General features: G+C 67.7%; 19 protein-coding genes. 6 read left to right on the top strand and 13 right to left on the bottom strand.

The window, feature by feature from the left end; all coding sequences use genetic code 11:
• Positions 1 to 31 precede the first annotated feature (31 nt).
• Positions 32 to 925: a LysR family transcriptional regulator gene (locus ACW5IY_RS21555; RefSeq protein ID WP_049436014.1), complete on the bottom strand. Its 894-nt coding sequence runs from the start codon at positions 923 to 925 to the stop codon at positions 32 to 34.
• Between the two features lie 108 nt (positions 926 to 1,033).
• Between ACW5IY_RS21555 and ACW5IY_RS21560 the strand changes: the two genes are divergently transcribed.
• The 5 genes from ACW5IY_RS21560 (at position 1,034) to ACW5IY_RS21580 (ending at position 7,715) form a co-directional block, all read left to right on the top strand.
• Positions 1,034 to 1,423, top strand: coding sequence for a RidA family protein (locus tag ACW5IY_RS21560; protein ID WP_049436016.1), 390 nt, complete (start codon positions 1,034 to 1,036; stop codon positions 1,421 to 1,423).
• A gap of 227 nt (positions 1,424 to 1,650) precedes the next feature.
• Positions 1,651 to 1,983 (top strand): hypothetical protein, encoded by a 333-nt coding sequence (locus tag ACW5IY_RS21565; protein ID WP_010482368.1) that lies wholly within the window; start codon positions 1,651 to 1,653, stop codon positions 1,981 to 1,983.
• Between the two features lie 56 nt (positions 1,984 to 2,039).
• Positions 2,040 to 3,293 (top strand): TolC family protein, encoded by a 1,254-nt coding sequence (locus ACW5IY_RS21570; RefSeq protein ID WP_049436017.1) that lies wholly within the window; start codon positions 2,040 to 2,042, stop codon positions 3,291 to 3,293.
• On the top strand, positions 3,290 to 4,495 hold the full coding sequence (locus tag ACW5IY_RS21575) for an efflux RND transporter periplasmic adaptor subunit (RefSeq protein WP_049486819.1): 1,206 nt from the start codon (positions 3,290 to 3,292) through the stop codon (positions 4,493 to 4,495). The genes ACW5IY_RS21570 and ACW5IY_RS21575 overlap by 4 nt, the downstream gene beginning before the upstream one ends.
• Before the next feature lie 10 nt (positions 4,496 to 4,505).
• Positions 4,506 to 7,715, top strand: a complete 3,210-nt coding sequence (locus tag ACW5IY_RS21580; protein ID WP_049436018.1) for an efflux RND transporter permease subunit — start codon at positions 4,506 to 4,508, stop codon at positions 7,713 to 7,715.
• A gap of 100 nt (positions 7,716 to 7,815) precedes the next feature.
• Here ACW5IY_RS21580 and ACW5IY_RS21585 read toward each other — a convergent pair whose 3' ends face one another.
• The 9 genes from ACW5IY_RS21585 to ACW5IY_RS21625 form a co-directional block, all read right to left on the bottom strand.
• A complete protein-coding gene (locus tag ACW5IY_RS21585; RefSeq protein WP_049436019.1) occupies positions 7,816 to 9,588 on the bottom strand; it encodes a DUF885 domain-containing protein in 1,773 nt (590 codons plus the stop codon).
• A 161-nt stretch (positions 9,589 to 9,749) separates the two neighbouring features.
• Positions 9,750 to 10,097 (bottom strand): lipid-A-disaccharide synthase N-terminal domain-containing protein, encoded by a 348-nt coding sequence (locus ACW5IY_RS21590; RefSeq protein WP_010482376.1) that lies wholly within the window; start codon positions 10,095 to 10,097, stop codon positions 9,750 to 9,752.
• Positions 10,097 to 10,819 carry a glycosyltransferase family 2 protein gene (locus ACW5IY_RS21595; RefSeq protein ID WP_049436020.1) on the bottom strand — a complete coding sequence of 241 codons (723 nt, stop codon included), beginning with the start codon at positions 10,817 to 10,819 and terminating at the stop codon, positions 10,097 to 10,099. The genes ACW5IY_RS21590 and ACW5IY_RS21595 overlap by 1 nt, the downstream gene beginning before the upstream one ends.
• A gap of 89 nt (positions 10,820 to 10,908) precedes the next feature.
• Positions 10,909 to 11,874 (bottom strand): NAD-dependent epimerase/dehydratase family protein, encoded by a 966-nt coding sequence (locus ACW5IY_RS21600; protein ID WP_049436021.1) that lies wholly within the window; start codon positions 11,872 to 11,874, stop codon positions 10,909 to 10,911.
• Positions 11,875 to 11,925: 51 nt separating this feature from the next.
• Positions 11,926 to 12,657 (bottom strand): suppressor of fused domain protein, encoded by a 732-nt coding sequence (locus tag ACW5IY_RS21605; RefSeq protein ID WP_049436022.1) that lies wholly within the window; start codon positions 12,655 to 12,657, stop codon positions 11,926 to 11,928.
• A 126-nt stretch (positions 12,658 to 12,783) separates the two neighbouring features.
• Positions 12,784 to 13,707 (bottom strand): ParB/RepB/Spo0J family partition protein, encoded by a 924-nt coding sequence (locus ACW5IY_RS21610; RefSeq protein ID WP_049436023.1) that lies wholly within the window; start codon positions 13,705 to 13,707, stop codon positions 12,784 to 12,786.
• On the bottom strand, positions 13,707 to 14,504 hold the full coding sequence (locus ACW5IY_RS21615; RefSeq protein WP_032128472.1) for a ParA family protein: 798 nt from the start codon (positions 14,502 to 14,504) through the stop codon (positions 13,707 to 13,709). Before ACW5IY_RS21615 ends, ACW5IY_RS21610 begins: the two co-directional genes overlap by 1 nt.
• Before the next feature lie 112 nt (positions 14,505 to 14,616).
• Positions 14,617 to 15,255, bottom strand: coding sequence for a 16S rRNA (guanine(527)-N(7))-methyltransferase RsmG (rsmG, locus tag ACW5IY_RS21620; RefSeq protein WP_049436024.1), 639 nt, complete (start codon positions 15,253 to 15,255; stop codon positions 14,617 to 14,619).
• A 39-nt stretch (positions 15,256 to 15,294) separates the two neighbouring features.
• Positions 15,295 to 15,894, bottom strand: a complete 600-nt coding sequence (locus ACW5IY_RS21625) for a 4'-phosphopantetheinyl transferase family protein (RefSeq protein WP_049436026.1) — start codon at positions 15,892 to 15,894, stop codon at positions 15,295 to 15,297.
• Positions 15,895 to 15,978: 84 nt separating this feature from the next.
• Here ACW5IY_RS21625 and ACW5IY_RS21630 point away from each other — a divergent pair, with 84 nt between their 5' ends.
• Positions 15,979 to 16,230: a GlsB/YeaQ/YmgE family stress response membrane protein gene (locus tag ACW5IY_RS21630; protein ID WP_005411656.1), complete on the top strand. Its 252-nt coding sequence runs from the start codon at positions 15,979 to 15,981 to the stop codon at positions 16,228 to 16,230.
• An 81-nt stretch (positions 16,231 to 16,311) separates the two neighbouring features.
• Here ACW5IY_RS21630 and xth read toward each other — a convergent pair whose 3' ends face one another.
• The 3 genes from xth to ACW5IY_RS21645 all read right to left on the bottom strand — a co-directional run bounded on the left by xth (position 16,312) and on the right by ACW5IY_RS21645 (position 20,452).
• Positions 16,312 to 17,079 carry an exodeoxyribonuclease III gene (gene xth, locus ACW5IY_RS21635; protein WP_049436028.1) on the bottom strand — a complete coding sequence of 256 codons (768 nt, stop codon included), beginning with the start codon at positions 17,077 to 17,079 and terminating at the stop codon, positions 16,312 to 16,314.
• A gap of 146 nt (positions 17,080 to 17,225) precedes the next feature.
• Positions 17,226 to 18,635, bottom strand: a complete 1,410-nt coding sequence (locus ACW5IY_RS21640; protein ID WP_049436029.1) for a coniferyl aldehyde dehydrogenase — start codon at positions 18,633 to 18,635, stop codon at positions 17,226 to 17,228.
• A 155-nt stretch (positions 18,636 to 18,790) separates the two neighbouring features.
• A complete protein-coding gene (locus ACW5IY_RS21645) occupies positions 18,791 to 20,452 on the bottom strand; it encodes an MFS transporter (RefSeq protein ID WP_049436031.1) in 1,662 nt (553 codons plus the stop codon).
• Positions 20,453 to 20,461: the final 9 nt, after the last annotated feature.

Raw genomic sequence — 20,461 nt, forward strand, 5'->3', positions numbered from 1 at the left:
GCTGTGGTGATTTTCGCACGCCCCGTGTGTGTCACCCCAGCGCCTCCACCACCCAATCGATGAACACCCGCAGCCGCTGGCTCATGTGCCGGGTCGGCGGGAACATCACGTGCATCGGCATCGGCGGCAGCTGCCAGTCCTGCAGCACCGGCAGCAGTTCGCCACGCGCCACATGCGGCTCGGCCATGTAGCTGGGCAGCGCCACCACGCCCAGGCCCGCCAGCGCTGCGGCCAGATAGGCGTTGCCGTCATCGAAGCCGACCGTATAGCGGCCCTGCACCTCAACGCGTTCATCGCCGCGCTGCGCGCTGAACACCCGCGCCCGGCCACTGCGCGGGCTGAGGAAGCCGACCATGTGGTGATCGGGCCCTTCCAGCGCGCGTGGGTCTGTCGGCAGGCCGAAGCGCTGCACATAGCCGGGGCTGGCGTGGAAACCGATCGGCAGCGCCGCCAGCGGCCGCGCCACCAGCGCTGGGTCGGCCGGGGTGCCACCACGGATCACGCAATCGACGTTGTCGGCGATGACATCGACCTCGCGGTCGCTGACGCCGATACCCAGCTGGATCTCCGGGTAGCGCGCCTGGAAATCCGGCAGCGCCGGTACCAGCTGCAACCGCGCGTAGGGCCCGGGCACATCCACGCGCAGACGCCCGCGCGGCTGGGTAGCTGCGTCGCCCAGCCCGCCTTCCACCTCTTCCAGTTCGGCCAGCAGGCGGGCGATGCGCGGGTAATAGGCCGCGCCATCGGCGGTGACGCTGACCCGGCGCGTAGTGCGGTTGAGCAGGCGCAGCCGCAGGTGCGCCTCCAGTTGCTGCACCAGCTGGGTCACCGTGGTGCGACTGATCTGCAGGGTCTGCGCGGCGCGGGTGAAGCTGCCGGTTTCCACCACGCGGGCAAAGGCCCGCATCGCCTCGAAACGGTCCATGGCGGGCCATGATTGTTTGGAATTGACAATCAATCTAGCCCGATCATCGCGGTTTATCCAGACAGCACTGGCGCGGAGGATGGCGTTCTCTCCCACGGGATCTTCCCCATGTCACAGCGTGATGTCGTTTTCCCCGCCGGGCGCCAGGCCCTGTACCAGCGCAACCGCTATTCGCCGGCGATCCGGTCCGATGGCTTCCTGTTCGTTTCCGGCCAGGTCGGCAGCCGCGAGGACGGTTCGCCCGAGCCGGACTTCGAGACGCAGGTGCGCCGCGCCTTCGAGAATCTCAATGCGGTGTTGGCCGCCGCAGGCTGCACGTTTGATGACGTGATCGACGTGACCGTGTTCCTGGTCGACCCGGAAACCAACTTCGAGAAGGCCTGGGCGATCGTGCCCGAGTACTGGGGCGAGGCGCCGCACCCGACCCTGACCGGTATCGGCGTGACCTGGCTGTATGGGTTCCAGTTCGAGATCAAGGTGATCGCGAAGCTGCCGTGACCGAGCCCATGCTCAGCTGGTCGTGCGAAAGCAGCCGAGCGTAGGCTCGGCTCTACAGACGCGCAGCCGGTGTCCGACCCCACGGGCCGAAAGGCGTGCCGGCCAAGGTCTGCACCTATCAGGGCAGAAGGCCCCCAGGCCGCCCACCTGAACGGAAGATTCCGACGTATTCCCGAAGCGGCCATTGATATTGTATCCGGCGAAAACCGCTTGCTAGCCTGCCCTTCATGCGCTGGATCACCCGCCACCTCCGTTCGACCCTGCTGATGCTGCTGATGGCGGCATTCGTGGTCGTGCCGGTGGCCGACGCCCTGGCGTGCACGGTGGAACCGCATGCCAGCACGGTGCATGTGGAATCCGCACCGGATGCCGATGGCGATACCGACGGCAAGCATGTCGGTGCCTGTGGCCACAACCACTGCCACCACTCCAACCTGAGCCTGCCGGCGCACACGATCGCCGCCTTCGGGGCGCCACTGCCGGCGCGCTGGATGAGTGCGGGCGATGCGGCGGCCTATACGGTCGCCCAGGATGAATTGACGCGTCCACCCCGGGCGTGAGTTGAGCGCGTCCCGCGATTGCGGGCTCCCGTTTCACTCACAACCGGAATCCCCCTATGTCGATCCTGACACCTCGGTCGCCGCGTGCGGCCGGGCTGGTCGTCGCCGTGTTGCTGGGCCTGGCCCCGGCGGCATCGGTGATGGCGCAAGCCGCCCCCTCCTACGACACCCTGCTTGAACGCCTGGACCAGCTGCCCGGCACTCGTGTGGGCACGGCACTGGCCGAGGCCGCCGATGCGCGCGCCGACCAGGCCCGTGCGCTGCCCAATCCCTCCCTTTCCTGGTCGGCCGAAAACGCCTGGGGCTCCGGCACCTACCGTGGCATGGGCAAGGCCGACACCGTGCTCACCCTGTCCCAGCCGCTGGAGGTCTGGGGCCAGCGTGGCGCGCGCGTCCGCGCCGCCCGTGCCGAGGCCCAGGCGGCCAACCTGCGTGGCGCGCAGAGTCGCAGCGACGTGGCCAGCCAGCTGGCGGTGGTCTATGCACAGGCGGAAAGTGCACTGCGCCGCTACACCCTGGCCGAGGAAGCACTGTCACTGACCCGCGATGACGCCAACGCCGTCAACGCCATGGTCAAGCAGGGCCGCGAACCACAGCTGCGCGCGGTGCAAGCGCAGAGCGAAGTAGCCAATGCCATGGCGTCGCTGGATGAAGCACAGGCGTTCCGCGATGCCGCGCTGGCCCGCCTGGCCGGCACCGCGCTGCTGGATGCGCCGGTGCAGTCGATCGACAACAGCCTGCTCGACCGCGCACCGCCGCTGCCGCGCGGTGCCACCGATACCGCACTGGCAGTGCGCATTGCCGAAGCCGAAGCCGATGCGGCGGGCAAGCTGGTCGACGTGGAGCGCAAGCGCGCCCTGCCCGACCTCAGCGTCACCGCCGCACAGACCCGCTTCCGCGAAGGCGGCGAGCGTGCCTACAACCTCGGGGTCAGCCTCAGCATCCCACTGTTCGACCGCAACCGCGGTGGCATCCGCGCCGCCAATGCCGACCAGCGCGCGGCCGAAGCACGCCTGGACCAGCAACGCCGCGACAGCGAGGCCGCACGCCTGTCCGCCGTCGCCGGACTGAAAGCCGCCAGCAGCCGTACCCGCGCCGCCGATGAGAGCGTCGTCGCCGCCGAAGAGGCGTATCGCCTGGCCCGCGTCGGCTTCGATGCCGGACGCATCTCGCAGCTGGAACTGCGCAGCACGCGCAGCGCCCTCATCGCCGCCCGCGGCACCGCCGTGGATGCGCGCCTGTCGCGCGTCGCCGCGGAAATCGATCTTGCCCGCCTTGAAGGGCGCGCACCTTTTGTGGAGGCCCCATGACTCTCTCCCGTACTTTCCCGCTGATCGGCGGCGTGCTGCTGACCGTGCTGCTGGCCGGCTGCGCTGGCAACGCGCAGACACCTGCAAATGAAGACCCCGCCACGGCCAAGGCGAGCACCGACGATGGCCACGGCCACGCGACCGACAGCAAGGAAGCCAAGGCGGAAGCCGCCAAGGCGCCGGCTGACGCCGATGAAGGCGTGGTGCCGCTGACCCCGGAGCAGATCAAGGCGTCCGGTATCGAGGTGGTCGCCATCGGCCGCGGTGGCGGTGGCTCGACGCGGCTGTCCGGCCGCGTCGAGCCGTCGGTGGGCGCACGTGCCTCGGTGGCGTCGACCGTGACCGGCCGCGTCGAACGCGTGCTGGTCGCACCGGGCACCGCAGTGAAGCAGAACCAGGCCCTGGCCATCGTGGTCAGTGGCGAAGCGGCGGTGTTCCGTGCCAATGCGCTGGCCGCCTCGGCCGAAGCCGAGGCCGCGCGCCTGGCCTATGGCCGCGACAAGTCGCTGGTCGACCAGGGCGTGGTCGCGCGCCAGGAGATGGAAGCCTCGCGCGCACGTTCGCTGGCGGCACAGGCCCAGGCCGCTGCCGCGCAGGCCCAGGCCGCCGCCAACGGCGCGCCCGATGCCAATGGCCGCGTGCGCATCACCAGTCCGGTGGCCGGCATCGTCGGTAACGTGCAGGTCACTCCGGGCGGTGTGGTCGCCGCCGGCAGCGCCGTGGCCGACGTCGCCGATCCGGCGATGAACGAGCTGGTGTTCACCGCACCGCCGGCGCTGGCCGCGCAGGTCACGCCGGGCATGAAGCTGGAAGTGAGTGTGCCGGGTGGCAGCTTCACCGCCACCGTCACCGGCTCGGCCGCCGATGTGCGCCAGCAGGGCGGCGTCGCGGTGATCCGTGCCGCGCCGGTGAATGCCGCGTTGCCGCCGGCCGGTTCGCCGGTATCGGCAGTGGTGGTCACCGAAGGCCAGGACGGTTCGCTCAGCGTGCCCGCCGATGCGGTGCAGAACGTCGATGGCAGCAGCGCGGTGTTCATTGCCGTCGAAGGCGGCTTCAAGGCACAGCCGGTACTGGCCGGGCGTCGCGCCGGCGACCGCATCGAGATCCTCGGTGGCCTGACCGGCAACGAGCGCATCGTCGGTGCCAATGCCTTCCTGCTCAAGGCCGAACTGGCCAAGGGCGAAGCCGAGCACGGCCACTGAGGAGGCGACCATGTTCAAGCTGATCATTGAAACAGCGGTACGCCACCGCTGGCTGGTGGTGTTCATGGCCGCGTTGATCGCCGCCGTGGGCCTGTTCCAGCTGGGCAAGCTGCCAATCGACGCGGTGCCGGACATCACCAACCGCCAGGTGCAGATCAACACGGTGGCGCCAGCACTGACCCCGGAGCAGATCGAGCGGCAGGTGACCTATCCGCTGGAAACCGCGCTGGCCGGCATTCCCGGCCTGACCACCACCCGTTCGCTGTCGCGCAATGGCTTCTCGCAGGTCACCGCGATCTTCACCGATGCCACCGACATCTACTTCGCCCGCCAGCAGGTGGCCGAGCGCATGCGCGAAGCGTCGGAAGACCTGCCCGATGGTGCATCACCGATGCTATCGCCGGTCACCACCGGGCTCGGTGAAGTGCTGATGTGGACGGTGGACTTCACCACGTTCGATCCAGCCAAGCTGGCCAAGCCCGGTGAAGCCGGCTGGCAGGCCGGCGAGGTCTACCGCACGCCGGAAGGCAACCTGCTGCGTACACCCGAAGAGCGTGCGACCTACCTGCGCACCGTGCAGGACTGGATCATCGCGCCACAGATGCGTTCCAGCCCGGGGCTGGCCGGCGTCGATACGGTCGGCGGCTATGTGAAGGAATACGGCGTGCATCCGGACAGCGCGCGGCTGGCTGCGCATGGCCTCGGCCTGGCCGACCTAGTCACCGCGCTGCAGCGTTCCAACGTGCAGGCCGGCGCCGGTTTCGTGCAGCGCGCCGGCGAAGGCCTGGTGGTGCGTGCCGATGGCCTGGCGCTGACCACCGACGATCTTGCACAGGCACCGGTGGCCACCCGCAATGGCGTGGTGGTACGCGTGGCCGATGTGGCCACCGTGGAACTGAGCCGCGCACCGCGCCTGGGTGCAGCCAGCCGTAACGGCCACGAGGCCGTGCTGGGCACCGCGCTGATGATTGCCGGTGGCAACAGCCGCACCGTGGCGCAGGCCGCGGCCGCACGCCTTGAACAGGTGAACAAGTCGCTGCCGGCCGACATCGTGGCCGCGCCGGTGCTGGACCGCAGCGTGCTGGTCAATTCCACCATCAAGACCGTGGCCAAGAACCTCACCGAGGGCGCGCTGCTGGTGGTGGTGGTGCTGTTCCTGCTGCTGGGCAACCTGCGTGCGGCGACGATCACCGCGCTGGTGATTCCGCTGTCGTTCCTGTTCGCAGTGATCGGCATGAACCGCTTCGGCATCAGCGGCAACCTGATGAGCCTGGGTGCGCTGGACTTCGGCATCCTGGTGGACGGTGCGGTGATCGTGGTCGAATCGACGCTGCTGATGCTCGGCCAGCGCCGCGCCGAACTGGGCCGTGCGTTGACCGCGATGGAACGGCTGCGCGTGGCCGCCGATTCGGCAATGAAGATGGCGCGGCCGGCGGCGTTCGGCCAGCTGATCATCCTGCTGGTGTTCGCGCCGATCCTCACGCTGGAAGGCGTGGAGGGCAAGACGTTCCACCCGATGGCGGCCACCTTCATGCTGGCCCTGGTCGGTGCCTTCCTCTTCTCTTTCACCTTCGTGCCGGCGATGGCCGCGCTGCTGGTGCGCGAGCCCAAGGTGAAAGACGGTGACGCCCATGCAGACGATGGCGAGCACGAAACCAAGCTGATCCGCGTGCTGCGCGCGCGCATCGAGCCGGTGGTACGGAAGGCCGTGGCGCATCCGCGCACGGTGCTGGCCGGCGCGGTGATGATGGTGGTGGTGGGCATCGGTTCGTTCTCGCTGCTGGGCCGCGAATTCATGCCGACGCTGGACGAAGGCAACGTGGCGATGCAGGCGTTGCGCGTGCCCTCGACCTCGCTGGAGCAGTCGCTGGCGATGCAGTTGGCACTGGAAAAAGCGATCGCCAAGCAGCCGGAAGTAGAGACCGTGTTCTCGCGTACCGGTACCGCCGAGGCGGCGATCGACCCGATGCCGACCAACATCTCCGACAGCGTGATCGTGCTGAAGCCGCGCAAGGACTGGCCCGATCCGAAGCTGGGCAAGGACGCACTGGTGGCGCGCTTCGAAAAACTGGCCGGGCAGCAGCTGGGCAACAGCTTCGAGTTCAGCCAGCCGATCGAGCTGCGCTTCAACGAGCTGATTTCCGGCGTGCGTACCGACCTGGCCGTGATGATCTTCGGCGATGACTTCAGCCAGCTGCAGAAGGTGGCCGACCAGGTGGCGCTGAAGCTGCGTGCAGTGGATGGCGCGGCCGACGTGCGGGTGGAACAGATCTCCGGCCTGCCCACGCTGAACGTGGCGATCGACCACGTGGCGGCGGCGCAGTACGGGCTGACCGCCGCGGACGTGAGTGATGCGCTGTCCACCGGCATCGGCGGTACTGCGGCCGGCAAGATCTTCGAAGGCGATCGCCGCTTCAACGTGGTGGTGCGCCTGGACGATGCCTCGCGCAACGATCCGGACCAGCTCGCGTCACTGCCGATCGCCACGCCGTCGGGGCTGGTGATTCCGCTGTCGTCGGTCGCCCGCATCACAGTTAGCGAAGGGCCGAACCAGATCAGCCGCAACAACGGCAGCCGCCGCGTGGTGGTGCAGGCCAATGTGCGTGGGCGTGACCTGGGTGGCTTCGTCGGCGAGGCGCAGGCCGCAGTAGCGGACGTAGCGCTGCCGCCAGGCGCCTACCTGACCTGGGGTGGCCAGTTCGAGAACCTGCAGCGCGCGGAGAAGCGACTGGCAACGGTGGTGCCGGTGGTGTTCCTGCTGATCGGCAGCCTGCTGTTCATGGCCCTGCGCAGCGGCAAGGAAGCCATTCTGGTGTTCAGCTGCGTACCGCTGGCGCTGGTCGGCGGCATCCTCGCACTGCTGCTGCGTGGCATGCCGTTCTCGGTGTCGGCGGCGGTCGGCTTCATCGCCGTCTCCGGCGTGGCCACGTTGAATGGCCTGGTGCTGATGCAAGCGATCCGCGAGCGCCTGGATGCCGGTGACGTGCCGCTGCAGGCGGCGATCAACGGTGCCTCCAGCCGCATCCGCGCGGTGCTGACCACGGCGCTGGTGGCGATCGTCGGCTTCATTCCAATGGCGATTGCCAGCGGTTCCGGCGCGGAAGTGCAGAAGCCGCTGGCGACGGTGGTGATCGGTGGCCTGATCACCGCCACCGTGCTGACCCTGCTGGTGCTGCCGACGTTTGCCGCGCGCGTGGCCAAGCCGCGGGCGATCGGCTGAGGTTGGGGGTCGGAGCCCTTTCCACAGGAAAGGGATCCGACCCCGTGACAGGGTCGGATCCCCGCCCTTCGGGCGGGGCTCTGACCCGATCACACGACGGTCAGGCCTTCTTGCGCTCGGCGATGTAGGCCTGGATCTGCTGTTCAAGCACCGGCAGCGGCACCGAGCCCTGCTTGAGCAGGGTGTCGTGGAAGCCCTTGATGTCGAACTTGTCGCCCAGTTCCTTCTCGGCCTGCGCACGCAGGCGCACGATGGCGATCTCGCCCAGCTTGTAGCTCAACGCCTGGCCCGGCCAGGAAATGTAGCGGTCCACTTCGGTGGTCACTTCATGCTCGCTCAGCGCGGTGTGGTCACGCAGGTAGGCCAGCGCCTGCTCGCGGGTCCAACCCTTGCTGTGCACGCCGGTGTCGATCACCAGGCGCGTGGCGCGCCACATCTCGTAGGTCAGGCGGCCGAAGTCCTCGTACGGGGTTTCATAGATGCCCATTTCCACGCCCAGCTTCTCGCAGTACAGCGCCCAGCCTTCGCCATAGGCGGAGATGTAGGCGTTGCGGCGGAACTCGGGCAGGTTCTTCTGCTCGGCGGCGATGGCGCCCTGCAGCGCGTGGCCCGGATCGGATTCATGCAGGGTCAACGCCGGCAGGTTGTACAGCGGGCGCGACGGCAGGTTGTAGGTGTTGAGCCAGTAGGTGCCCATGCCACCGCGGCCGGCGGTCCAGAACGGGGCGATGTCCGGCGGCACCGGCACGATGGTGAAGCGCGCGCGCGGCAACGTCATGTACTTGCCAAGCTGGCCGTCTGCGCGCTTGGAGATCCACGCGGCACGCGACAGCAGCTCTTCCGGCGTCTTCGCATAGAACTGCGGGTCGGTGCGCAGGAAGGTCAGGAACTCGGCGAAGCTGCCCTTGAACTTCACCTGCTTGATGATGTCGTTCATTTCCTTCTGGATGCGTGCCACTTCATCCAGGCCGATGCGGTGGATCTCGTCCGGCGACAGGTCCAGCGTGGTGTATTCGTGGATCTGCTGCTTGTAGTACGCCTTGCCGTCCGGCATCGCTTCGGCGGCCAGGGTGGTACGCGCCTGAGGCACGTATTCGTTGACGAAGAAGGTGCGCAGCTGCTGGAACGCGGGCACCACCTTGCCACTGATCGCTTCACGCGCCTGCGCCTGCAGCCTGGCCTGTTCTGCCGCCGGAACGGTGTTGGGCAGCTTCTTGAACGGCGCGTACAGCGGCGATTCGGTCGGGTCCTTCAACTCGGCGACGGTGGCGATGGACACTTCGCGGCCATCGAGCACCGCGCGCGGCACGCTGAAGCCGCGCTTCAGGCCGGCGCGCATGTTTTCGGTCTGCTGGCCGAAGTAACGCGGCACATCGTTCAGCCGTGCGATGTAGTTCTGGTAGTCCTGCACGGTCTTCATCTCGCGCCGCGCCATGAAGGACAGGTTGGACCAGAACGAGGAGTCGGCATTGAACGGCATCTCGTAGCCGCGCAGGCGCGTCTCTTCGGCCAGGTTGAATACCTGATCGCGGTAGATCGCGTAGTTGACCTGGTTGTCGGGCGACAGGGTCTTCGGATCGATCTTCTTCAGCGCGGCGAGGGTCTCGTCCCACACCTTCAGGCGCGCCTGCTGCGCGGCCGGGCCGACGTCGGGCATGCGGGTGGCATTGGCCGGGGCGTCTTCGTCCTCGCTGGCCTCGCCGCCGCCATCCTGGCGCCACTTCCATTCCTTCTCGTACAGCGCGCGGAAGGCGGCATCGGCGGGCGATTCGGTGGCCACGCTGGCCGGTGCGACGGTGGCGGGCGGCGCGGCCAGGGCCACAGCAGGGGCGGACAGGACGATCAGCAGGGCAACGGCAAGACGGGTTTTCACGAGCACAGGTTCCCGGGAAGGCAGACCCCGATGATGGCACCGCCCACGGCCCATGGCATGGGACGAAGGTCCTGCCTGCGCAGCGGACCGGGGCCCCGGTAGCGGCCAACCTGGGTTGGCCCCAAACCCAGCGCCGACCAAGGTCGGCATCTACCGGAGACCTAGTGGCTGGCCCTGTCCCGCTTCCAGCCCCGGTGCTTGATGTCCAGCTGCAGGCTGTACAGCGCGGTGAACGCCGGGAACAGGTTCTGCAGCACGCCCACCGAGTCCTGCTTGGCCGAGAACAGGAAGTAGCTCAGTGTCATCAGGCTGCCGACCACGCTCATGTACCAGAACAGCCGCGGGATCACCGGCTTGCCCGCACGCTTGGAGGCAACGAACTGGACCAGCCAGCGGCCGCCGAACATCAGCGCGCCGGTATAGCCGATCAGCTTCCAGCCGGTCACATGCAGGCCGGTCCAGTACAGCCAGGTCAGCGGCTGGTCGAGCCAGTGCAGTTCCAGGCCCATCACCGCTCTTCCACCGCGGTGCGCTTGCTGCGGGTGATCAGCCAGGCCACGCCGCGCAGGTCGCGGATGCCGACCAGCGCGCGACCGAGGTTGTTGTACTTGGAGACGCCGGCGGTGCGGTGGCGGTGGTTGACCGGCACGCTGGTGGTCTTCCAGCCGGCGCGCTGCATCAGCGCCGGCAGGTAGCGGTGCATGTGGTCGAAGTACGGCAGGTCGAGGAACGCACTGCGCTCGAACAGCTTGATGCCGCAGCCGGTATCGGGCGTATCGTCGCGCAGCATGCGTGCGCGGATGGCGTTGGCCCACTTGCTGGCCCAGCGCTTGCTGCCGCTGTCCTGGCGGTTGACCCGCCAGCCGGCGAACAGCTTCACCTGTGCCTCGGCTGCATCGCGCGCGGCCAGCAGCTTGGGAATGTCGGCCGGATCATTCTGCCCGTCGCCATCCAGGGTCGCGATCCACGGCGCACGTGCGTACTTGACGCCGGTGCGCACGGCGGTGCTCTGCCCGCTCTGGTCCACGTGGTGCAGCACCCGCAGTTCCGGCGTGGTTGCCTTCAGGCCCTGCAGCACCGCCAGGGTGTCATCGCGCGAGTGGTCGTCGATGTAGACGATCTCGAACGGCAGCCGCCCACGCAGTGCAGCGGTGATTTCGGCAACCAGCGGGGCGACATTGTCGCGTTCGTTGAACACCGGGACGACAACGGAAAGCTCGGGTTGGCTCATAAGGCACTCGGCCAAAGGGGGACAAAGACCGCGCATTCTCCGAAGCCGAGGTTATCCGAAGATGAATCCGGCCGTGTGAGGATCCCTCCTCAGGCGCGATCGCCAAAATACTCGCGGCACCACTGCACGACGGGGGGCAACCCTTCTTCGATCGGAGTCACCGCATCGAAGCCGAATGCGTCATGGGCGCGCCGGGTATCGGCCATCGTGCGCACCATGTCGCCCGGCTGCATCGGCTTGTAGACCTTCTGCGCGGGGCGACCGGCGGCCTGCTCGATCACGCTGATGAAGCGCTCCAGCTCGACCGGCGTATGGTTGCCGAGGTTGAACACCCGGTGCGGTACCGGACCTTCGGCCGGATGCGCGAGCGCGCCGAGAATACCCGATACGATGTCGGAAACATGTGTGAAATCGCGCTGCATGCGGCCTTCGTTGAACACGTCGATCGGACGCCCGGCCAGCACCGCGCGCGAGAACAGCAGCGGCGCCATGTCCGGCCGGCCCCACGGGCCATACACGGTGAAGAAGCGCAGGCCGGTGGCATGCAGGCCATACAGCTGCGCGTAGGTGTAGGCCATCAGCTCGTTGGCGGCCTTGGTCGCCGCGTACAGCGAACGCGGCTGGTCCACGCGCTGGTCCTCGGAGAACGGCGGTGTGGCCGAGTCTCCGTAGACCGAGCTGCTGGACGCGTACACCAGGTGCTGCACGCCGCGGTGGCGGCACAGCTCGAGCATGTTGACGAAGCCGACCAGGTTGCTGTCGACGTAGGCGTGCGGGTTTTCCAGCGAATAGCGCACGCCGGCCTGCGCGGCCAGATGGATCACGGCGGTCGGCTGCACCTCGTCGAACAGCGCGGCCAGGCCATCGCGATCGGTCAGGTCCAGGGTGCGCAGGTCCAGCGCCGGGCACAGCGCTGCCACGCGATCGCGCTTGATCTGCGGGTCGTAGTAGTCGTTGAAGTTGTCCAGGCCGACCACGGCCTGGCCGGCCTCCAGCAGCGCGCGGGCGGTGTAGGCACCGATGAAGCCGGCAGCGCCGGTGAGCAGGATGGTCATTGCAGTTGCCTGGGAATCAATGAATACAGGTGCAGAGGATACGCCGCAGACTCAGAACAGCCCGAAACGCTTCCTGGCCACGTTGGTGCGGCCGGGTTCGATCACATCCTGGATCTTCTTCGCATCGAAGCGGTCGAGCAGCGCCTCGGCGCCCTTCTTCAGCTTCAGGTCCATCTCTTCCGGATACAGCGGGACCAGGCTCATGAAGCTGATGGTCTTGCCGTCGTCCAGTTCCAGCGTGGCGAATTCTTCCGGGGTGGTCACCGGCGGCAGCACGATGGCACCGTCGAAGCCCACGCCCGGCGCGTAGGGCTCGCTGGGATGGCCGTTGGGAATGGTGTGGCCGAAGCCCAGCCAGGTGTCGTACTCGTGCGGCAGCCGCGCCATGCCCTTCAGCAGGCGCACCGGCCAGTAATTGCGTTCGTCCTCGAAGGCATCCTGCGAGATCGGCCAGTCAGCCGGCAGGGTCACCATCAGTTCCATGTAGCGGGGCACGTCCGCGTCCACCTCGGCGGGCACGGTCATCGGCAGGTCACTCATGCCGGAGGTGACCAGGCGCAGGTACGGACACTGGTCAGTGGCCGGTACCACGTGCACGTCGATGTGCACCAGGTCGGAGATGATCTCGTGGAAGACACCGGACACCGGACCCAGATGGCGCTCGATGTGCGCGCCGATCGCCTCGATGTGTTCTTCGCCCTGTGGCGGGGTGAAGTCCTTCTGGCGGCTGTGCACCATGATCGGGCTGCCGCCCGGGCTGACGTCGTCGAATGTGTTGCTCATGTCCTGCTCCCTGGATGAGGCCACGGACCGGAGAGCGATGCATCCCCCGGTGTGCGCGGCGGTGCGTTCCCTGTCATCTGCAGGACACGGCAGGAACAGGCCGCATCCCCTGGCGCTGCGCCGGGCTCAGCCCTGGCGCGTACGCAGCTTTTCCAGCACGCCGTCCAGGGTATCCAGGTCGGTGTAGTGGATGATCAGCTTGCCCTTGCCGCCCCGGCCGTGGCTGATCGCCACCTTGGCGCCCAGCGCTTCGGACAGCTCGGTTTCCAGCGAGGCGATGTCGGCCTGCTGCACCTTCGGCGTGGCGAGCGGGCGGTTGCTCGGCACCTTGCCGGCGGCGAAGGCCTGCGCACGGCGCTCGACCTCGCGCACCGACCAGCCTTCATCGGCCGCTTCCTGTGCCAGCTTGCCGGCCAGCTCGGGGGCCAGGGTCAGCAGCGCGCGGGCATGGCCCATTTCCAGGCGGCGGGTTTCCAGCAGCAGGCGGATCGCCACCGGCAGCTCCAGCAGGCGCAGCAGGTTGGACACCGCCGCGCGCGAGCGGCCGACGGCCTCGGCGGCCTCGGCATGGGTCAGGGTGAATTCGCTGATCAGGCGCTGCAGCGCCTCGGCTTCTTCCAGCGGGTTGAGGTCTTCGCGCTGGATGTTCTCGATCAGCGCCATCGCGATGACGGTGCGGTCTTCCAGCTCGCGCACCACCACCGGCACTTCGTCCAGCCCGGCCAGCTGCGAGGCGCGCCAGCGGCGCTCACCGGCAACGATTTCGTAGTTGCCCGCCGGCAGCTGGCGCACCAGGATCGGCTGGATCACACCCTGCGACTTGATCGAGTCGGCCAGCTCGGACAGCTTGCCCTCGTCCATCTCGCGGCGCGGCTGGTACTTGCCCGGCTGCAGCTGGCCCACGGCCAGCTTGCGCAGCACTTCGCCCGGCAGCGGCTCGATCACCGCGGTGGTGGCCTGCACCTGGCTGACCGCCCCCTTGGGACCCAGCAGCGCATCCAGGCCACGGCCGAGGCCTCGCTTCTTGGCTGCCGGCTTGCTGCTGGTCATCAGACGGTCTCCACGGCCTTGGCGGCCTTGTTGCGTTCGTTGTTGCGGCGGATGATCTCGCCGGCCAGGCCCAGGTAGGCCACGCCACCGCGCGAGGCGCGGTCGTAGCCGACGATGCTCTGGCCATGGCTGGGCGCCTCGGCCAGGCGCACGTTGCGCGGCACGATGGTGCGGAACACGCGGTCGCCAAAGTGCTCGGTGAGCTCGGCCGAGACCGCGTTGGCCAGGTTGTTGCGCACGTCGAACATGGTGCGCAGCACGCCTTCGATCTCCAGCGCCGGGTTCAGGTTGGCACGCAGCGCTTCGATGGTTTCCACCAACGCGCTCAGGCCTTCCAGTGCGTAGTACTCGCACTGCATCGGCACGATCACCGAATCTGCGGCGGCCAGCGCGTTGAGCGTCAGCAGCGACAGCGCCGGCGGGCAGTCGATCAGGATGTAGTCGTACTCGTCGCGGATCGGTGCCAGCGCGCGCTTCAGCCGCTGCTCGCGCTCGCTCTGCGCCATCAGCTGGATCTCGGCCGCGGTCAGGTCGATGTTGCCGGGCAGCAGGTCATAGCCTTCGGCGGTCTGCACGCGCACATCGGCGGCGCTGGACTCGCCCAGCAGCAGATCGTAGGTGGAGGAGACCAGCTCACGCTTGTCCACGCCACTGCCCATGGTCGCGTTGCCCTGCGAATCCAGGTCGACCAACAGCACGCGCTTGGGTGCGTTGGCCAGGGAAGCGGCCAGGTTGACGGCGGTCGTGGTCTTGCCGACGCCACCCTTCTGGTTGGCGATGGCGATGATGCGGGCCATGCGGGTGTGCCTCGTCGACGTGTGCTGGGACCGGTCATTATGCGTACAACCGGCCCCTTGCGGAAATCGTGGATCGCCAACCCGTTGTTCCACAAGGGGCTGGCGGCGGGAATCAGGGGCCTGTAACAGTGACCAGGTGGCGTTCGCCGGCCAGGCCGGGCACGCTCAACGGGGTCACCTCACGCACCTGCCAGCCAGCCGGCAGGTCCGCGATTTCCTCATGCGGGTAGACGCCCTTCATGGCCAGCAATACGCCGCCGGGGCGCAGCAGGTGGCCACCAACGCGGACGATGCCGGCCAGGGTGTCCATCGCGCGCGCGGTCAGCTGGTCGTAGCGGCCGGCCTCGTCCAGCGCCTCGGCGCGCGATTCGGCCACGCGGGCATTGTCCAGACCCAGCTGGCGCACGGCCTCGCGCATGAAGCGCGCCTTCTTGCCGTTGCTCTCGACCAGGGTGACCTGCAGGCCCGGGCAGGCGATCGCCAGCGGGATGCCGGGCAGCCCGGGGCCGGTACCGAGGTCGGCCAGGCTGCCGTCGGCCACGAACGGCTGCATCGCCAGCGAATCGAGCAGGTGGCGGGTGACCATCTCCTGCGGGTCGCGGATGGCGGTGAGGTTGTAGGTGCCGTTCCAGCGGTGCAGCAGGGCCAGGTAGCGCAGCAGCGGCGGCGCCAGCGCGGCGTCCAGGCCCATGCTGGCCAGGCCCTGTTCCAGCGTGGCAGCCACGCTGGCGGGAAGTGGGTGTTCGCTCATGCAGGCATTATCGCCGGTTTTGCGTGCTGATTCCCCGCTTCAGTGCGGATACCAGGCCAATGCCGCACGGAACTGGCCGGTGGCCTGCCATTCGTGCAGGTGCCAGCGCGCGGCCTCGCCCAGTTCCGGGTCGCACCAGCGCAGGTGCAGGGCGCCATCGGCCCCCGGCGCCAGCTGCAGGCGGTGCAGGCCGAACGAGATGCCCTGCCCATGCGCCTTCAGGATGGCCTCCTTGATGCACCACACGCGGAAGAACCAGTGCTCGCGCCCGGCCTCGTCCAGGCTTTCCAGCCAGGCCACTTCCTCGGGGTGGAAGAAACGCTGCACGATCTCCAGCAGGCGGGCCCGCGGCCGCAGCAGTTCCAGGTCCACGCCCAACCGCACACCCTCGCCCAGCGCCACCAGCAACACCTCGCCGCTGTGGCTCCAGCCAGTGCCGTAGTGGGCCAGCGCGCCGCTCAGCTCCGGCCGGCCCTTGTCGTCGCGGACCAGCGGCAGCGCCTCCGGATCGGTACCCAGTGCCTGTGCCAGCACCTGCCGCGCCTGCGGTTCACCACGCTGGCCCGGCACATGCGGGCGCCGCCAGACCGTCACCGGACCGAAGCGCCACGGGCCGTCCAAGGTCGCTGGCAGGCTCATCCGCACGCGCCCATCACGCAATTCCACGACGGGTTCACAGCCCTGCGCGTCAACTGGTCACAGTTCCCCACCGGAGGTTCGATCATGGGCATCATCATCTGGCTGATCGTCGGCGGCATCGTAGGCTGGCTGGCCAGCATCATCATGAAGCGCGATGCCCAGCAGGGCATCATCCTCAACATCGTGGTCGGCATTGTCGGCGCGCTGATTTCCGGCTGGCTGTTCGGCGGCGGCATCAACGAAGCGATCACCATCCGCACCTTCCTGTTCTCGCTGATCGGTGCGGTGATCCTGCTGGCGATCGTCAACCTGTTCACCCGCAAGAGCATACGGTGATCTGGGGGGTAGCGCCGGGCCATGCCCGGCGTCACCCTGCCGCCGCTGCGCTCGCCGGGCATGGCCCGGCGCTACCTCAACTCAACCCAACTGCACCCACGCCGGCGCATGGTCGCTCGGGCGTTCCCAGGTACGCGGTTCGCGGTCGATGCCCGAGGCCACCGCACTGCCCTTCAGCGCGTCGGAGACCAGGGTCAGGTCGATGCGCAGGCCCAGGTTGCGGCGGAAACCGGCGGCGCGGTAATCCCACCAGCTGAAGGTACCCGCCTCGTCATTGTGCAGGCGGAAGCCATCGTGCAGGCCCAGCTGCAGCAGCTTGTTCAATGCGCCGCGCTCGGCGGTGGAGGTCAGGATGTGGTTTTCGTTCCACACCTCCGGGTCGTGCACATCGCGCGCGTCCGGGGCGATGTTGAAGTCGCCCATCACGATCAGCTTCGGGTGCCGCTGCAGTTCTTCGGCGATCCAGGCATGCACCGCGTCCAGCCAGCGCAGCTTGTAGTCGTACTTGTCGGTGCCGATGTCCTGGCCGTTGACCACGTACAGGTTGATCACGCGCAGGTCGCCGAAGGTACCGGCGATGACGCGCTTCTGCTCGTCCTCGAAACCGGGAATGCCGATCTGCACGTCCTGCGCCGGCTCACGCGACAGCAGCGCCACGCCGTTGTAGGTCTTCTGGCCGGCGAACACGCTGCGGTAACCCGCGGCGATCAGCGCCGAATCGGGGAACTTGTGGTCCTCCACCTTGGTTTCCTGGATACCGACGATGTCCGGGCCGAAATCCTTGAGCCACTGCTCCAGGTGCGGCAGGCGGACATTGAGCGAATTGACGTTCCACGAGGCGATCTTCATGGGCGCATTCTACCCGGGTGGGCGGGATGGGGGTCGGCCCGGATTCCCGTGTAGAGCCGAGCCCACGCTCGGCTGCTTCTGCCTGGACCAGCCAAGAGCAGCCGAGCATGGGCTCGGCTCTACGGGAATGCGTCACCGGAATGGCTTCACCGCAACAGCAACCTCAACAACCCGGCAATCTTCGAATACGGTGGCCGCAGCCTATCACTGGCCGACCAGCGCGACTGCCACAACACCGGCAGCCGCTTGCTCATGGCATCGAACCCGGCCTGCCCGTGGTACGCGCCCATGCCGCTGGCCCCTACCCCGCCAAACGGCAGGCCATCGGCGGCGAAGTGCAGCAGCGTGTCATTCACCGTCACCCCGCCCGCCACCACCTGGCCGAGGATGCGCTCCACCGTCGCCGTGTCATGGCTGAAGGGATACAGCGCCAGGGGCCGGTCACGCGACAGCACGTCGGCCAGCGCAGCATCCAGATCCGGGTAGGCCCGCACCGGCAGGATCGGCCCGAAGATCTCCTCGCGCATCAGGTCCAGGTCGTCCAGCGGGTCCAGCACCACGGTCGGCACCAGCAGGCGCTCACGGTCAGCACGCGCATCATCCACCTGCGCCAGCGGAATCACTGGCACACCGCGTTCGCGCGCCTGCGCCAGATAGCCCTGCAGGCGCCGGTACTGGCCTTCGTTGATGATGCGCGTGTAGTCGTCGGCATCGCTGAAATCGCCGTAGCGCTCGCGCACCTGCTGCTGCAGCGCCTGTACGAACTCGCGCTGGCGAACGGTATCGATCAGCACATAATCCGGCGCGATGCAGGTCTGGCCGGCGTTGAACCACTTGCCGGTGGCCAACCGCGCGGCGGCCTTGTCCAGCGGGAAATCGCGACAGACAATCGCCGGCGACTTGCCGCCCAGTTCCAGCGTGACCGGCACCAGATGCTCGGCTGCGGCCGCCATCACCTTGCGACCAACGGCCGTCGAGCCGGTGAACAGCAGATGGTCCAGCGGCAGCGAAGACACTGCCGCCGCCACGTCCGCCCCGCCCTGCACCACCGCCACCCGATCGGGCGGGAACACACTGGCCAGCAGATCGGCCAGGAACGCGCTGGTGCGCGGCGTGTGTTCAGAGGGCTTCAGCAGCACGTGGTTGCCAGCGGCGATGGCGGTGGCCAAAGGCACCAGTGCCAGCGTGACCGGGTAGTTCCAGGGCGAGATCACCCCGACCACACCCAGTGGCGTCGGTCGCAGCTGCGCGCGTGCCGGCCACAACCGCCAGCCGGCGCCGACTCGCTGCGGCTTCGACCAGCGCCGCAGGTGGCGGCGCAGGTGGTCGATGGCCGACAGCACACTCATGCCATCGGCCAGCTTCGATTCGACGTGCGCGCGATGGCCGAAGTCTTCGGCGATGGCCTGGGCCATTTCGTCCAGGCGTGGCTTCAACGCCTCGCGCAGGCGGCGCAGGTCAGCTTCGCGCTGGTCCAGCGACGGGCGCTGCGACTGCCAGGCGCTGCGCAGGGTGTGCAGGATGGCGGGGAGCTCGGCCGGGACGGTGGTGGTCATGGGCCGACTATACGGGGTGCGGCACGTCTCGGTGGGGTCAGATCCCTTTCGCAAGCGAAAGGGATCTGACCCCAAAAACAGGGAAACGAAAAGGCCGTGGTCTGCACCACGGCCCCTGAAACCCGGTGGGTGCCGACCGTTGGTCGGCACGCCGGTTATTTGGTGATATCCACGTCCTTGGTTTCGCGCAGGAACAGGCCGCCGATCACCACCGACATCAGCGCGATGATGATGGGGTACCACAGGCCGTAGTACAGGTTGCCGGTACCGGCCACCAGCGCGAAGGAGATCGCCGGCAGGAAGCCACCGAACCAGCCGTTGCCGATGTGGTAGGGCAGCGACATCGAGGTGTAGCGGATGCGGGTCGGGAACAGCTCGACCAGGTAGGCGGCGATCGGGCCGTAGACCATGGTCACGTACAGCACCAGCAGCCACAGCATGAAGATGGTGCCGGCGATATTGATGCGGGCGCCATCTGCCTTGGCCGGGTAGCCGGCGGTGGTCAGCGCGGTCTTCAGTTCCGCGCCGAACGCATCGGCCTTGGCCTTGCCGTCTTCCTTGGTCAGGCCGGCAGCTTCATACGAAGTGACGCTGGCGCTGCCCACGTTCACCATCGCCAGCGAACCGGCGGCGGCGGGCTGCACGTCGTACGGCACACCAGCCTTGGTCAGCGCGGCGGTAGCCACGTCGCAGGAGCTGGTGAACTTGCGCAGGCCGACCGGATCGAACTGGAACGAGCAGGTGTTCGGATCGGCCACGACCAGGGCCGGCGAGCTGCTGCGGGCTTCTTCGATGGCCGGGTTGGCGAAGTGGGTCAGGCCCTTGAAGATCGGGATGTAGGTGACGGCGGCCAGCAGGCAGCCGGCCAGGATGATCTTCTTGCGGCCGATGCGGTCGGACAGCCAGCCGAAGAAGATGAAGAACGGCACACCCAGCGCCAGCGCGGCGGCGATCAGCAGGTAGGAGGTGGTGGCATCGACCTTCAGCATGCTGCTCAGGAAGAACAGCGCGTAGAACTGGCCGCCGTACCAGACCACGGCCTGGCCGGCCGCGGCGCCGAGCAGGACCAGCAGCATCAGCTTCAGGTTGCCGCCCTTCAGGCTGTCACGGAACGGGGTCTTGGAACCCTTGCCCTCGGACTTCATCTGCTGGAACAGCGGCGATTCGCTCAGCTGCAGGCGGATCCACACGGACACGCCCAGCAGCAGGATCGAGACCAGGAACGGAATGCGCCAGCCCCAGGCTTCGAAGGCTTCGTTGCCCAAGAAGTAGCGGCAGGCCAGGATGATCAGCAGCGACATGAACAGGCCGAGCGTGGCGGTGCACTGGATGAAGCTGGTGTACAGGCCGCGCTTGTCGTCCGGCGCGTGCTCGGCCACGTAGGTGGCGGCACCGCCGTACTCGCCGCCCATCGCCAGGCCCTGGGCCAGGCGCAGGATGATCAGGATCACCGGCGCGGCGAAACCGATCGAAGCGTAGTTGGGCAGCACGCCGACCAGGAAGGTCGAGATGCCCATGATCAGGATGGTGACCAGGAAGGTGTACTTGCGGCCGATGCGGTCGCCGAGGCTGCCGAAGAAGGCCGCGCCGAACGGACGCACGAAGAAGCCGGCGGCAAACGCCAGCAGGGCGAAGATCATGCCCGTGGTTTCATTGACGCCACTGAAGAACTGCTTGGCGATGATGGCTGCGAGCGAGCCGTACAGGAAGAAGTCATACCACTCGAAGACCGTACCGAGGCTCGAGGCGAAGATGACCTTCTTGTGGCCCTGGGTCAGGGTGCCCGCTTTGTGTGCGGTGCTGGGTGTGCTGGACATGGGACGCTT

It is taken from the genome of Stenotrophomonas sp. C-A, from assembly GCF_054030835.1.